This is a genomic window from Sphingopyxis sp. GC21 (assembly GCF_025727575.1).
In the GTDB taxonomy this organism is placed as follows: domain Bacteria; phylum Pseudomonadota; class Alphaproteobacteria; order Sphingomonadales; family Sphingomonadaceae; genus Sphingopyxis; species Sphingopyxis terrae_A.
Map to the genome: position 1 here is coordinate 3,124,730 of NZ_CP095845.1, position 12,090 is coordinate 3,136,819.

Consider the following 12,090-nt stretch of genomic DNA (forward strand, 5'->3'; position numbering starts at 1 on the left):
GCTGCGCGGCCGCCCGCTAAAGCAGCGCGCGTGACCGGCCTCCCCACCCGCATCGCTTCGATCGCCGACCGCTGGCCCAAAGGGCTCGCGCTGTTGCTCGGTCTGATTTCCGCAACCGGTTTTGCGCCGCTGAATCTCTGGCCGCTGACGCTGCTTGCGCTCGCCGGGTGGATGCTGCTCGTCGCGCGGAGTCCGCGGGGCACGCGCGCCTTCGGGATCGGCTGGGGCTTCGGGGTCGGCCATTTCGCGCTAGGCCTCAACTGGATTGCGACCGCCTTTACCTATCAGGCGGCAATGCCCGCGTGGCTGGGGTGGATCGCGGTGGTGTTGCTCGCGCTCTATCTGGCGATCTATCCGGCGCTCGCAGCGTGGGGGGCGTGGCTGGTATCCACGCGAGTCGCCCCCGCGAAGGCGGGGGCCGCTGGCGGCTTGTCCAGCGCCGATGGCCTAAGCCCGATTCCGGCCCCCGCCTTCGCGGGGGCGACGCTCTCCTTCATCCTCGGCTTCGCTGCGCTCTGGACGCTCACCGAATGGCTGCGAAGCTGGGCGTTCACCGGTTTTGCGTGGAATCCGCTCGGCGCAATCGCCTCCGGCCCCTTTGCCTCGGCCTCGATCTGGATCGGGACCTATGGGCTGGGTGCCCTGATCCTGCTAATAGCTGGAGGGCTGCTGCTGGCTTCCGCGCGGCGATGGAAAGCGGCCGCGCTCGTTGCGGCGGGCCCGGTGCTGATCACCGCAGCCGCCATTGCCGGTATTGCGAGTTCGAGCGTCGCCGTCGCGATCAACGGCAAGGTCCCTGGTGCGCCCCCACGTACCCTAATCACCGTCGTCCAGCCCAATGTCGGGCAGCAGGACAAATGGGAGGGCAGCAAGGCCGACGCCAATTTCGCCAAGCTCGCGCGGCTGACCGCGCCCAAATCCGACGCGCCGCGCCTGATCCTGTGGCCTGAGGCGGCGATTCCCGACTATCTCGAAACCGGCTATCCCGCGGTCTATTACGACCGCTCGCCCGCTGAGGCACGCGGACGGTTGACCGCGCTGATGAACCCCGGCGATCTGATGCTGCTCGGCGCGCTCAAGCTGGAGTTCGACCGCACGGGGCAGGCCGTGGGCGCGCGCAACGCTGTGATGACGGTCCATGCCGATGGGACGCTCGGCCCGCGGTATGACAAGGCGCATCTGGTGCCCTATGGCGAATATCTGCCGATGCGGCCGCTGCTTTCGGCGATCGGCCTGTCGCGCCTCGCCCCCGGCGATCTCGATTTCTGGCCCGGCCCCGGACCTCATACGCTCGACCTTGGCGCCTTCGGCAAGGCGGGACTGCAAATCTGTTACGAGATCATCTTTTCGGCCCAGGTCGTCGACCGCGCCCACCGCCCCGATTTCATCTTCAATCCGTCGAACGATGCCTGGTTCGGTACCTGGGGTCCGCCGCAGCATCTGGCGCAGGCGCGGCTGCGCGCGATCGAGGAAGGGCTGCCGGTGATCCGCGCAACGCCGACGGGGATCAGCGCGGTGATCGACGCCGACGGCCGGATCGTCGAAGCGCTGCCGATGCACGCCGCCGGCCGCATCGACACCATCATTCCAAAGGCGCATGCACCGACCCTGTTCGCGCGTTATGGCAACATGCTGCCCGTCGGCTTTGCCCTGCTGCTGCTCGCACTCGCCATTGCCTTTCGGCGGCGCGGGCGCTAACAGCGGCGCGACATAAAGTTTCCTTTATATTCGATTCCAAAAGGCTCCCCATGCGCAACAGCTTCCTCTTCACCTCCGAAAGCGTGTCCGAAGGACATCCCGACAAGGTGGCCGATCAGATCAGCGATTCGATCGTCGACCTGTTCCTGGCGAAAGACCCCGAAGCGCGTGTTGCGTGCGAAACGCTGACGACGACGCAGCTCGTCGTGCTGGCGGGTGAGATCCGCTGCAAGGGCGTGTTCGAAGACGGTGAATGGGCGCCGGGCGCGCTCGACGAGATCGAAGCGACCGTCCGGAACACGGTCAAGGACATCGGCTATGAACAGGCCGGCTTCCACTGGAACCAGTTCCGCTTCGAAAATAATCTGCACGGCCAGTCGGCGCATATCGCGCAGGGCGTCGACGAAAGCGCCGACAAGGACGAAGGCGCGGGCGACCAGGGAATCATGTTCGGCTATGCGTCCGACGAAACCCCCGACCTGATGCCCGCGACGCTCGACTATGCACACAAGATTCTCGAACGCATGGCGGCCGACCGCAAGGCGGGCATCGCCCCCTTCCTCGAACCCGATGCGAAGAGCCAGGTCACGCTCCGCTATGCCAACGAACGCCCGGTCGAGGCGACCGCGATCGTCGTTTCGACGCAGCATGCGCCGGGCTATTTCTTCCACGGCGGCGAAGGCGACGAGGCGAAATATCAGGAACTGCGCAAATATGTGCTCGGCGTGATCGCCGACGTGCTGCCGGCCGAATTGCTGACCGCGAACACCGTCTATCACATCAACCCGACGGGACGTTTCGAGATCGGCGGCCCAGACGGCGATGCCGGCCTGACCGGCCGCAAGATCATTGTCGACACCTATGGCGGCGCAAGCCCGCACGGTGGCGGCGCGTTCAGCGGCAAGGATCCGACCAAGGTTGACCGTTCGGCGGCCTATGTCACGCGCTACCTCGCCAAGAATATCGTCGCCGCGGGCCTTGCCCGCCGCTGCACGATCCAGCTTAGCTACGCGATCGGCGTCGCCGAGCCGCTGTCGGTCTATGTCGATCTGCACGGCACCGCGGCGGAGGGCGTGACCGAGGCCGCGCTCGAACAGCTACTGCCGCAGCTCGTCCGCCTGACGCCGAAGGGCATCCGCACCCACCTCGGCCTCAACAAGCCGATCTATCGCCAGACCGCCGCCTATGGCCATTTCGGTCGCCAGGCGTCGGGCGATGCCTTCCCGTGGGAACGCACCGACCTCACCGACAAGCTGAAAGCTGCGTTCGCTGGCTGATGCCGCCGCGGCGCTTGCCGCCTCGGCCCGAGGCGGCTAACGCGCGCGGCATGACGGCTTATAAATCCGGCGATCCGACAACGCTCAACCGCCTTTACGGGCGCGCGAAGGGCAAAGCCCTGCGCGCGGGGCAACAGGATCTGATCGACACGCTACTGCCGCAGATCGCGGTTCCGGCCGAAGGGCCGGTCACCGCGTCATTGCTGTTCGGCGACGCCGAAGGAGCCGGGCGTCCGCTGCACTTCGAGATCGGTTTCGGCGGCGGCGAGCATATGGCGGGGCGCGCCGACATGTTGCCTGACCACGGCTTCATCGGCGCCGAACCCTTCCTCAACGGCGTCGCGCAGGCGCTGGTGCATGTGTCGGGCGACCATGGCCGGAGCCTGCCGCTCGCCAATGTCCGTATCCACCATGGTGACGCGCTCGAGGTGCTGCGCCGCATCCCCGACGGGGCGCTGAGCTTCGCCTATCTGCTTCACCCCGACCCGTGGCCCAAGGCGCGCCATGCCAAACGGCGGATGATGAACGACGGCCCGCTCGACCTGATCGCCGCCAAGCTGAAACCCGGCGGCGAATTTCGCTTCGGCACCGACCATCCGGTCTACCTTGCCCACGCGCTGATGGTGATGCGGCGCCACCGCCACCAGTTCGAATGGCTGGCGCAAAGCGCACAGGATTTTCTGGTGCGCCCCGGCGGCTGGCCCGAAACCCGCTACGAAGCCAAGGCGCGCGCGCAGGGGCACGAGGTCTGGTATTTTCGCTATCGGCGCATCTAGATCGTCCGGTCGATTGCCGGCGGCCCTCTTACATCAACGCGCGATATAGTCCGAAGCAGCTCGTCGCGGTCAGGACGATGCCGACGAGTACGAGCATCAGCTTGGGGGCGATGCGCTTGGCCATGAAGGCGCCGATCGGGGCGGCGCAGACGCCGCCGATCAGCAGGCCGAGCGTCGCGCCTGCGACATCATCGAGGCCGAGGTGCCAGATGAAGGTTGCCGACACCGCGAGCGTCAGGAAAAATTCGACGCTGTTGACCGTGCCGATCACCTTGCGCGGTTCGGCGCCCTGGACGAGCAGGTTGGAGGTCACGACAGGCCCCCAGCCGCCCCCGCCCGCCGCATCGAGGAAGCCGCCGACGAGGCCGAGCGGCGCAATCACCGTCGGCTTGCGAATTTTCGGCGGATAGAGCAGCCCGCGGATCAGCAGCCACACGCCGACGGCGACGAGATAGGCGAGGACGATGGGCTTGACGATCGCACCGTCGATCGAGGTCAGCAGATAGGCGCCGGACACCCCGCCGATCAGGCCCGGGATGAGCAGGCGGAAGAAGAGGCCCCATTCGATATTGCGGTGGAACAGATGGCTGATCCCCGACACTGCGGTCGTGAATACCTCGACGACATGGATGCGCGCCGATGCAGTGGCGGGCGGCACGCCCATCACGGCGACGAGCAAGGTGTTGCAGATCACCCCGAACGCCATGCCGAGCGCGCCGTCGACGAGCTGCGCGGCGAAGCCGATCAGGATGAAGGGCAACAGCGCCGCGAAATCGAAGGTCGACAGATCGAGCATGATTCTTCCCAACTTTTTTAGTTGAGAACTAGCTGCCGCGATTTGCGCAGCTTGACCAGCATAAATTTTCTGCGTGCGGCAAAGAATATTATTTGTGCGGCCAGCAGCCGATCAGGCGCCTATCTGGTCGGGCAGATATTCGCGGACATAGTCGATGAAGGCGCGCAGCTTGGGCATCACCTGCTTGCGGCTGGGGTAATAGAGGAACAGCCCGCTGGTCGCGTCGGCATAGTCGGTGAGCACCAGTTCGAGCTCGCCCGTCTCGACCATCTTCTTCGCCATCGGCTCGGCCATCATCCCGATCGCGACGCCGGTACGCATCGCGACCAGCGCGGCGATCCAGTCGTTGACGATCACCGGCCCGGTCACCCCGACCTCGAATTCGCGGTTCCCCTGCGCAAAGGTCCACGGCATCAGCGCCCCCGTCGCCAGGCGGAAGCGGATGCAGCGATGATCTTTCAGATCTTCGGGCCTTTCGGGACGCCCAAAGCGGTCGAGATAGGCAGGCGAAGCGGCCGCGACGAAGCGAAACGGGCCGGTGAGGCGAATAGCGATCACATCGGCATCGAGCGATTCACCCATCCGGACGCCGGCGTCGAAGCCCCCGGCGCTCAGGTCGGCGAGCGCGTCGTCGGCATAAATTTCCAGCTCGATCTCAGGATAGGCGTCGACGAAGCCCGCGATGATCGGCTCGAACATCGGCTGCACCGCGCCGCGCATCAGGTTGATGCGCAGCCGCCCTGCCGGACGGTTGCCCAGGTTGCGCGCCGCTTCATAGGCGTCAGCCAGCCCGGCAAAGGCAGGCGCGGCGCGTTCGAGGAACATTTCGCCCGCCTGCGTCAGCCCGACGCTACGCGTCGTCCGCATGAACAAAGGCGCGCCGACGCGCGCTTCCAGCGTCTTGATCGTCTGGCTGATCGCCGAGGGAGATACGCCCAGATCGGCTGCCGCGGCGGAAAAGCTCCGCCTTTCCGCGACACGCAGGAAAGCTTCGATCCCGTCGAGCGCCCCATGGGGGATTGTTAAATCCTGCTTCAAGGCACTTGCAGATTATAGAGGATTATCTAAGTGCGCAAGCGCGCCTAAAAAGGTTGCACAACGAAACGAAAGGAAACCTCTCCCATGACCAATCAGCTCTCCTCTTTTCGCCGCTTTCCCACCGCTTTCGCGATCGTCGCCGGTTCGGCGCTCGCCTTCGGCGGCCTGATCGCTTCGACCTCGCCGGCCTATGCGCAGGGCAGCGCCGATTATCGCTGCACCGGCCTTGCCGACCAGGCGAACACCGCCGCCGACAGCGCCCAGGGTGGCAAGCAGGCCAGCGCGAAGCGCTTCGTCGCCACCGGCAAGAAGCTGTGCGAAGCGGGCAACGAACGCGCCGCCGCCAAGCAGTTCCGCGCCGCGCTCAAGGTTGCCGGCGTCGATGAAGCGACCGACAGCCAGGTTGCATCGCGCTGATCGAATAAGCCACGACACCATCTCCGGTCCGTCCTCTCTCCCTCTCCCCGGACGGACGCACAACTGGGGCGGCACCGAAACGGGCCGCCCCATTTTGTTTCAGCGATCAGCAAGCCCGATCCGGTCGCGCAGATACCATAAGGGCAGATGCGGCCGCGCAAGCGCCTTGTTGATCGCATAGGGCCACCAGCCGGGACCGAGCGGGACGTAGAGGCGCGTGCCGACCCCGCGCATCCGCGCCGCGGCCAGCGCGCGGCGCCCGGGCAGCCCGCGCAATTGTTCAAGCTCGCACGGGGTTCCCGCCGCAAGCAATCGGTCGAGCGCGGCAGCAGCCAGCGCAGGCTTGTGCGTCGCCACCGCTACGGGCGCCGCGCGCCCGGCGAGAGCGTCGATCAGCGTCCGATAGGCGGCATCGCTATCCGCCGCATCGCAAAGCGGATCGGCCCATTCGCCCTTCACCACTCGGATACGCGCCGATGTCCCGGACAGGCGCGCGGCATCGGCGGCGCTGCGCCGCCAGCGCGCGGGCAAGGCGATGCCGCTGTCCGGAAAGTCGGGCAGCAGGGCGGCAAGCGCATCCAATGTCGCGTCGGCATCGGCGGGGGCATGGGCATCAAGCAGCACCGGCAGCCCCGCGGCCGCGCCCACCTCGGCAATCCGGCGCAGCCGCCGCGGACAAAAGCCCAGCGGCGGCGCCTTGACCGACAAATAGCTTCCCGGCGGCAGCGGAGTGGCGGCGATCCGGCCGTAAGCAGCCACGATGGCGTCGGCGTCATCGGCATCGCCCTGAAAATAGCCGATCGTCACCGCGATACCGCCGCGCGACAGCCGCCGGGCGACCCGTGCGCCCGCCGCGGCGTCGGGAACCGGCAGCCAGCTGCCCGCCTGCTGCGGCAGTGCATAGCGCCGCGCGCGCAGCCAGCGCCAGAGCGGCCTATCCTTCATGTGCTGCGCCGGACCAGGCGTTGCCACACCCAATGGGCGCCGTCGGCGGCGAGCGCCAGCGCCCCCGACACGCTTGCCGGATAGGTGCGCACGCGCACGCACGCGCGCTGTTCCTGCGTCCAGAAGCGGGTGATCCAGCCCTCGGCCTCGCCGAGCAGTTCGTAGCTGCGCAGGCCCTCGCCCGCCGCCCAGCGCAGCGTGTGGAGCATCAGCAGCGTCCCCGGCGAGCATTTGCCGAAGCGGTCGTCGTGGCCAATCTTGAACAGCCAGTATCGATCGTCGCTGACCAGCGCCAATTGCATCGCCACCGCATTGCCGCAGATCCGCATGAAGGACAGCCGGAACCGGCCCTCGGCGGCGGCATCGCGAAAAAAGCGGCGGAAGAATGTCTCGCGGCGGCGGTCAACCGCGATCGCGCTGCCCGCCTCCAGCTTCCAGCTCTTCGCCTCGACCCCGATCGCTTCGTCGAACAGCGCGTCGAAATCCTCCAGGCCCGGCGCCAGCGTCTCGTACGTGACCGGCCCCAGGGCCTCGGCGCGCCGGGCCGCGCGCCGGAAATCGGACCGGCGGCCCGAATTGAAGTGGCTTTCGGGATCGCGCCAGCTCACGTCGAGCACGATCAGCGGACAGGGCATCGCCGGGCGCACCGACAGCAGGCCGCGCCCGTGCATCGCGCGGCGCAGCGCCGGAAGCAGCGGCGAGTCGGCGGAAATCCGGTCGAAGGAGAGCGGCTGGTGCAACCGCGCGAGCGCGCCCGCGATCGGGGCGGCATCATCGGGCCGCGCCGCAAGAAGATCGCCCGGCTCGAACAGTTCGCGCGATCCCGCGATGCGCCAGCGGCCGATCGCGCCCGCGTCGCGGCACAGCGGCAGGAGCGCCGAAATCGTGCGGCCGGCGCGCAGTCCGAGCAGCTTGCGGCGCTGGCCTTCGATCAACGGGGTCAGCGCGGCGGCGAAGGCGTGACTCTGGGTCGGCCAGCGGGCATGGGGTTCGAGCGCGCGCCATTCTTCGGCCAGCCAGGCGCTGCCGTCCCAGCGCGCAAGATCGATCGCGCGCGCCGAATGCGGCGGCGCCATTTGCGCGTGTCGGTCTGCGCGCCTGAAGAAATGCGCATGCAGCAAATTCTGCCCCTCTCGCCTGCGCGAATAGCGCGGAAAGGCTAATAAATGTCTGCGCGGCGCGGATCATCGCTTGACGCCGCACGGGGCTTGCGGGAGGCAGGCGCGAGCGATGCGACGGGAGGCGGCGATGACGGGCGACAAGACATCGGTGTTCGCGGACGACTGGTCCGGCGAAATGGGGCAGCGCTGGTTGCGCAATGTCGACCATTTCGAAGCGATGCTGGAACCGATCGGCACCGCGCTGCTCGATCGCGCAGCGATCGCGGCGGGCGAGCGCATCGTCGATCTGGGGTGCGGGGGCGGCGCGACGAGCCGCGCGATCGCGGCGCGCGTCGGACCGCGGGGAGCAGTGCTCGGGCTCGACATCTCGCCCGACCTGATCGTCGCGGCGCGCGCGCGGGCCGGCGCCGATCTTCCGGCGCTGCGCTTTTTCTGCGGCGATGCGGCGAGCGCGGTGCTGCCGGCAGCACCTTATGACCGGCTTGTCTCGCGTTTCGGCAGCATGTTTTTCACCGATCCCGCCGCCGCCTTTCGCCACTTGCGAACGCAGCTCGTGCCCGGCGCGCGCTTCGACCTCGCCGTCTGGGGACCGCCGCGCGACAATGTCTGGATGATGGCGGTGATGGCGGTGATCCGCGCGCACGTCGACGTACCGCCCGCGACGCCGCGCGCCCCGGGGCCCTTCGCCTTCGAGGATATCGATTATCTGCGCGGCCTGCTCGCCGATGCCGGCTTTGCCCGGGTCGACATCGACGACTGGCGCGGCGATCAGGCGATCGGCGGGCCGGGGCGCACCCCGGCGGAGGCCGCCGACTTTGCGCTCGGATCGATGTCCGCTGCGCGCGTGCTGAGCGAGGCGGGCGCCGATGTGATGGCAGTGGCGCGCGCCGATCTGGAGCGCGTCTATGGCGAGCATCATGATCCCGAAGCGGGGGTTCGCCTCGGCGCGCGCGCCTGGCTGGTGACCGCCGCCTGAGCCTTAGCGCCGCGCGATCAGCGCCAGCCCGTCGGCGAGTGCGGCGCGCGATATTTCGCCGCTGTGACGGCGGACAATCCGGCCCTTGGCATCGACGAACAGGGTCGTCGGCAGCACCAGCCCGCCCGCGGCATCGCCCGTCCGCCCGCTATGGTCGAGATAGACGTGCGTGCCCGTCACCTTGCGCTCGGCCAGATAGGCGGCGACGGTCGCGCTGTCCTGCCCCTGATTGACCAGCAGGATGGGCACGCGCGATGTCGCCGCAACCTCGGCGAGCATCGGCAGTTCGCGCTGACACGGCGGGCACCATGTCGCCCACAGGTTGATGACCATCGGCTTCCCGCGCAGCGTATCGAGCGCGATCGCGCGCCCCTCCATGTCGGTGAGCATCAGCCCGCGCGCGAGCGGGCGCGGCGCGGGTTCGAGCGCCGGCGCCGCGACCGCATGAACCGCCGCCAGCCCGGCGAGCACGCCGAGCAACAGCGCTCTCGAGCGCGAGCGGCGGAGCCAGACGGCCACCGCCATCCCCGCCGCAGCGATCCCGGCCCAGGGCAGGAAACCACCCTGCCAGACCGCAAGGATCGACCAGGGTTCGGGTGCATAGGCATCGGCGTGGCGCACCACATAGGCGGCGCGCGCCACGAGCAGCCCCACGATGACGGCGATCCAGCTCGCTGTCGCCGCGCGCATATCGCCGCGCGCCGCGATCAGGCTGCCGCCCGCCAGAAACAGCCAGATCAGCGCGACCGCGAGCAGGCGGTCGGCGGCAAGCGCGAGCGGTCCGAGCGAAATCGTCATCGGCGCGGCCGCCGGGCTGCGCGATATGGTCGCGGCGATTTGGTCACATCCAAGTCGATTTCCTTTTGGCTCCCGAAGCGCCCCCTCCGCGCAATCTGATCGGCGAAACGGCGGCGAAAGAAAAGGGATGGCCGCAGGACAGTCGTTCGTTACATGTCGCTCCCGGGTCAATCGCCGATGCGGAGCGTAGCGACCGTGCCGCCCGACGGGGCGCGATCGAGCGCTACATCGCCCCCATAGTCGCGCGCCACATCGCGCGCGATGGCAAGGCCAAGGCCCGATCCGGCGCCGGGGCCGGCGCCGCGCGCGCCGATGCCGAACATAGCATCGCGCTGATCGGGCGGAACGCCCGGCCCGTCGTCGGCAATGGCAATGCGGCGCGCGGCGCCGTCGAAACGATAGTCGATCGTGATGCCCGATCGCGCCCATTTTCCGGCATTGTCGAGCAGGTTCGACAATATCTCGCTCAGATCCTCGGCATCCATGGGAAGCGAAGGGGCAGCGGGATCGAGCGCCGCGGCGGTCGCCGCGAAGCGCTTGCCCGGATGGCAGCGTTCCATCGCGGCGATCAGCGGCGGCAGGATCGCGGCGAGCCGCACGCCGCCGACCACCCCCGCATGCGACCCGCCCGACCGGACGCGCGACAGATGATAGTCGATCTGGCGCTGCATCGTCTCGCTTTCGGACAGGAAGACGTCGGCCGCAGCGCTTTCGGTGCCGCGCTGTTGAAGCCGTTCGGCCTCGTCGGTGACGACGGCGAGCGGGGTGCGCAGCGAGTGCGCCAGCGCGCCCGCGGCGACACGCCCGCGTTCCACGATCTCGGCGTTGCGCGCCAGATAGCTGTTCAACGGATCGACGAGCTGGCGGATTTCGTCGGGAAACAACCCCTCGATGTGATCGGCCTGCCCGCGGCGCAGCGCCGCGATCCGCGCGGCCAGCCGGTTGAACGGCCGGAAGCCGAACGTGATGATCGCAAGGCCGCTTGCCAGAAGCGCGAGCGCGAGCAGGCTGAGCCACAGACTGAGCTCGCGGGTGAAGCTCGCGATTACGGCGCGCAGCAGGCGCTCGTCGGTGGCGATGACGAAATGCAGCGGGGCGCCGCCCGGCACGGCGCGCTCGAAGCCATAGGTGATCGTGGGCCCCGTTGGGCCGTTTTCGATGCGGTGCAGGATGTCCGGGCTGTGCGCGACATCCTCGTCGAGCGCGCCGCGCGTCATAGAGGGCGACTTCAGCGAGCGATAGCCGGGGCGCCCGATCTGCCAGTAAAATCCGGACAGCGGCACCGCATAGCGCGGATCGGACAGCGGCCGCGACAGGCGGGGGTTACCCGCCGCATCGAGCACGGTCAGATCGGCGAGCTCGCGGACATGAACCTCCAGCTCTTCATGATATTGCTGTTCGACATGGCTGCTGAACAGCCGCACCGACGAAAACCACAACGCGCCGATGCCCAGCGCCACCCAGATCAGGATGGCGGCCAGAAAGCGCGCGCGCAGGCTGGAAAAGAGTCGGGTCACAATTCGAGCCGATATCCCAGGCCGCGCACGGTGCGAATAGCGTCGCGTCCGATCTTGCGGCGCAGCCGGCTGATATGCGCCTCCACCGCGTTGCGGTCGCGCTCGGCTTCGAGTGCGTAAAGCTGATCGAGGATGTCGGCTTGCGACAGGATATGTTCGGGACGCCGCATGAAGAGGTGCAGCAGCGCGAACTCCTTGCGACTGAGCGTCAGCGCTTCGCCGTGCAGCGTCGCGGTGGACGCGACGGGGTCGAGCGAAAGCGGGCCGACCGTCAGCGCGTTGCTGCCGCGCCCGCGTCCACGCCGCCACAGCGCATGCAGCCGCGCCAGCAGCTCTTCGAACCGCACCGGCTTGACGATGAAATCATCGGCGCCGCTGTTCAGCCCCTCGACCTTTTCACGCCAGTTGCCCCGCGCGGTCAGGATCAGGATCGGCACCGTCCGCGCGGCGCCGCGCCAGTAGCGCAGCACATCGATCCCGTCGCCGTCGGGCAGTCCCAGATCGAGGATCACCGCGCCCAGCATGTCGATGTCGGGCCAGTCGCGGGCGTCGCCCGCCGACGCGGCGCTGTCGACGGCAATCCCCGCCGCCACCAGCCGCTCGGTCAGGCGGCGGCGCAGTTCGGGATCGTCTTCGACCAGCAATACGCGCATCGGCATCTTGTCCTTATGGGGATGATCTCATCGTCTTCATCCCGGTGTGATGGTCCTAGCGCAATTGCCTGACGCGAC

12 protein-coding genes are annotated in these 12,090 nt (G+C 68.0%); 5 read left to right on the forward strand and 7 right to left on the reverse strand.

What is annotated here, in order from left to right; all coding sequences use genetic code 11:
* The first annotated feature begins 30 nt into the window (after positions 1–30).
* From lnt to trmB, 3 genes are read left to right on the forward strand one after another with little or no spacing between them, the layout of a single operon-like run.
* Entirely contained in the window at positions 31–1,698 is a 1,668-nt protein-coding gene (lnt, locus tag MU856_RS15180) for an apolipoprotein N-acyltransferase (protein WP_263587838.1), read from the forward strand.
* A gap of 50 nt (positions 1,699–1,748) precedes the next feature.
* On the forward strand, positions 1,749–2,975 hold the full coding sequence (metK, locus tag MU856_RS15185; RefSeq protein ID WP_186401608.1) for a methionine adenosyltransferase: 1,227 nt from the start codon (positions 1,749–1,751) through the stop codon (positions 2,973–2,975).
* 50 nt (positions 2,976–3,025) lie between these two features.
* Positions 3,026–3,751: a tRNA (guanine(46)-N(7))-methyltransferase TrmB gene (gene trmB, locus MU856_RS15190; protein ID WP_062903090.1), complete on the forward strand. Its 726-nt coding sequence runs from the start codon at positions 3,026–3,028 to the stop codon at positions 3,749–3,751.
* Between the two features lie 28 nt (positions 3,752–3,779).
* Here trmB and MU856_RS15195 read toward each other — a convergent pair whose 3' ends face one another.
* Both MU856_RS15195 and MU856_RS15200 read right to left on the reverse strand, forming a co-directional pair.
* The gene (locus tag MU856_RS15195) at positions 3,780–4,547 is read right to left on the reverse strand and encodes a sulfite exporter TauE/SafE family protein (RefSeq protein ID WP_062901573.1); all 768 of its coding nucleotides are present in this window, start codon (positions 4,545–4,547) and stop codon (positions 3,780–3,782) included.
* 111 nt (positions 4,548–4,658) lie between these two features.
* Positions 4,659–5,585: a LysR family transcriptional regulator gene (locus tag MU856_RS15200; protein ID WP_003041844.1), complete on the reverse strand. Its 927-nt coding sequence runs from the start codon at positions 5,583–5,585 to the stop codon at positions 4,659–4,661.
* An 84-nt stretch (positions 5,586–5,669) separates the two neighbouring features.
* On the opposite strand from MU856_RS15200, the gene MU856_RS15205 reads away from it, so the two are divergent.
* Positions 5,670–6,002: a hypothetical protein gene (locus tag MU856_RS15205; protein WP_062901571.1), complete on the forward strand. Its 333-nt coding sequence runs from the start codon at positions 5,670–5,672 to the stop codon at positions 6,000–6,002.
* 99 nt (positions 6,003–6,101) lie between these two features.
* On the opposite strand, the gene MU856_RS15210 is transcribed toward MU856_RS15205, so the two are convergent.
* Together MU856_RS15210 and MU856_RS15215 are read right to left on the reverse strand one after the other, a co-directional pair.
* Entirely contained in the window at positions 6,102–6,947 is an 846-nt protein-coding gene (locus tag MU856_RS15210; protein ID WP_062901570.1) for a hypothetical protein, read from the reverse strand.
* Positions 6,944–8,023: a GNAT family N-acetyltransferase gene (locus tag MU856_RS15215; RefSeq protein WP_238929764.1), complete on the reverse strand. Its 1,080-nt coding sequence runs from the start codon at positions 8,021–8,023 to the stop codon at positions 6,944–6,946. Before MU856_RS15215 ends, MU856_RS15210 begins: the two co-directional genes overlap by 4 nt.
* A gap of 172 nt (positions 8,024–8,195) precedes the next feature.
* On the opposite strand from MU856_RS15215, the gene MU856_RS15220 reads away from it, so the two are divergent.
* Positions 8,196–9,044 carry a class I SAM-dependent methyltransferase gene (locus tag MU856_RS15220; protein ID WP_062903089.1) on the forward strand — a complete coding sequence of 283 codons (849 nt, stop codon included), beginning with the start codon at positions 8,196–8,198 and terminating at the stop codon, positions 9,042–9,044.
* Between the two features lie 3 nt (positions 9,045–9,047).
* Here the strand turns inward: MU856_RS15220 and MU856_RS15225 are convergent, their stop codons facing one another.
* The 3 genes from MU856_RS15225 to MU856_RS15235 form a co-directional block, all read right to left on the reverse strand.
* Positions 9,048–9,842 carry a TlpA disulfide reductase family protein gene (locus MU856_RS15225; protein ID WP_062901568.1) on the reverse strand — a complete coding sequence of 265 codons (795 nt, stop codon included), beginning with the start codon at positions 9,840–9,842 and terminating at the stop codon, positions 9,048–9,050.
* Between the two features lie 167 nt (positions 9,843–10,009).
* Positions 10,010–11,359, reverse strand: coding sequence for a sensor histidine kinase (locus tag MU856_RS15230; protein WP_263587839.1), 1,350 nt, complete (start codon positions 11,357–11,359; stop codon positions 10,010–10,012).
* Positions 11,356–12,012 carry a response regulator transcription factor gene (locus tag MU856_RS15235; protein WP_062903088.1) on the reverse strand — a complete coding sequence of 219 codons (657 nt, stop codon included), beginning with the start codon at positions 12,010–12,012 and terminating at the stop codon, positions 11,356–11,358. Before MU856_RS15235 ends, MU856_RS15230 begins: the two co-directional genes overlap by 4 nt.
* Positions 12,013–12,090 lie beyond the last annotated feature (78 nt).

Bases quoted from the DNA above. Each gene is read 5' to 3' on its own strand.
- trmB (WP_062903090.1), top strand. From the start codon at position 3,026: ATGACGGCTTATAAATCCGGCGATCCGACAACGCTCAACCGCCTTTAC.
- MU856_RS15195 (WP_062901573.1), bottom strand. From the start codon at position 4,547: ATGCTCGATCTGTCGACCTTCGATTTCGCGGCGCTGTTGCCCTTCATC.
- MU856_RS15205 (WP_062901571.1), top strand. From the start codon at position 5,670: ATGACCAATCAGCTCTCCTCTTTTCGCCGCTTTCCCACCGCTTTCGCG.
- MU856_RS15235 (WP_062903088.1), bottom strand. From the start codon at position 12,012: ATGCGCGTATTGCTGGTCGAAGACGATCCCGAACTGCGCCGCCGCCTG.
- MU856_RS15225 (WP_062901568.1), bottom strand. From the start codon at position 9,842: ATGACGATTTCGCTCGGACCGCTCGCGCTTGCCGCCGACCGCCTGCTC.
- metK (WP_186401608.1), top strand. From the start codon at position 1,749: ATGCGCAACAGCTTCCTCTTCACCTCCGAAAGCGTGTCCGAAGGACAT.
- MU856_RS15210 (WP_062901570.1), bottom strand. From the start codon at position 6,947: ATGAAGGATAGGCCGCTCTGGCGCTGGCTGCGCGCGCGGCGCTATGCA.
- MU856_RS15220 (WP_062903089.1), top strand. From the start codon at position 8,196: ATGACGGGCGACAAGACATCGGTGTTCGCGGACGACTGGTCCGGCGAA.
- MU856_RS15215 (WP_238929764.1), bottom strand. From the start codon at position 8,023: ATGGCGCCGCCGCATTCGGCGCGCGCGATCGATCTTGCGCGCTGGGAC.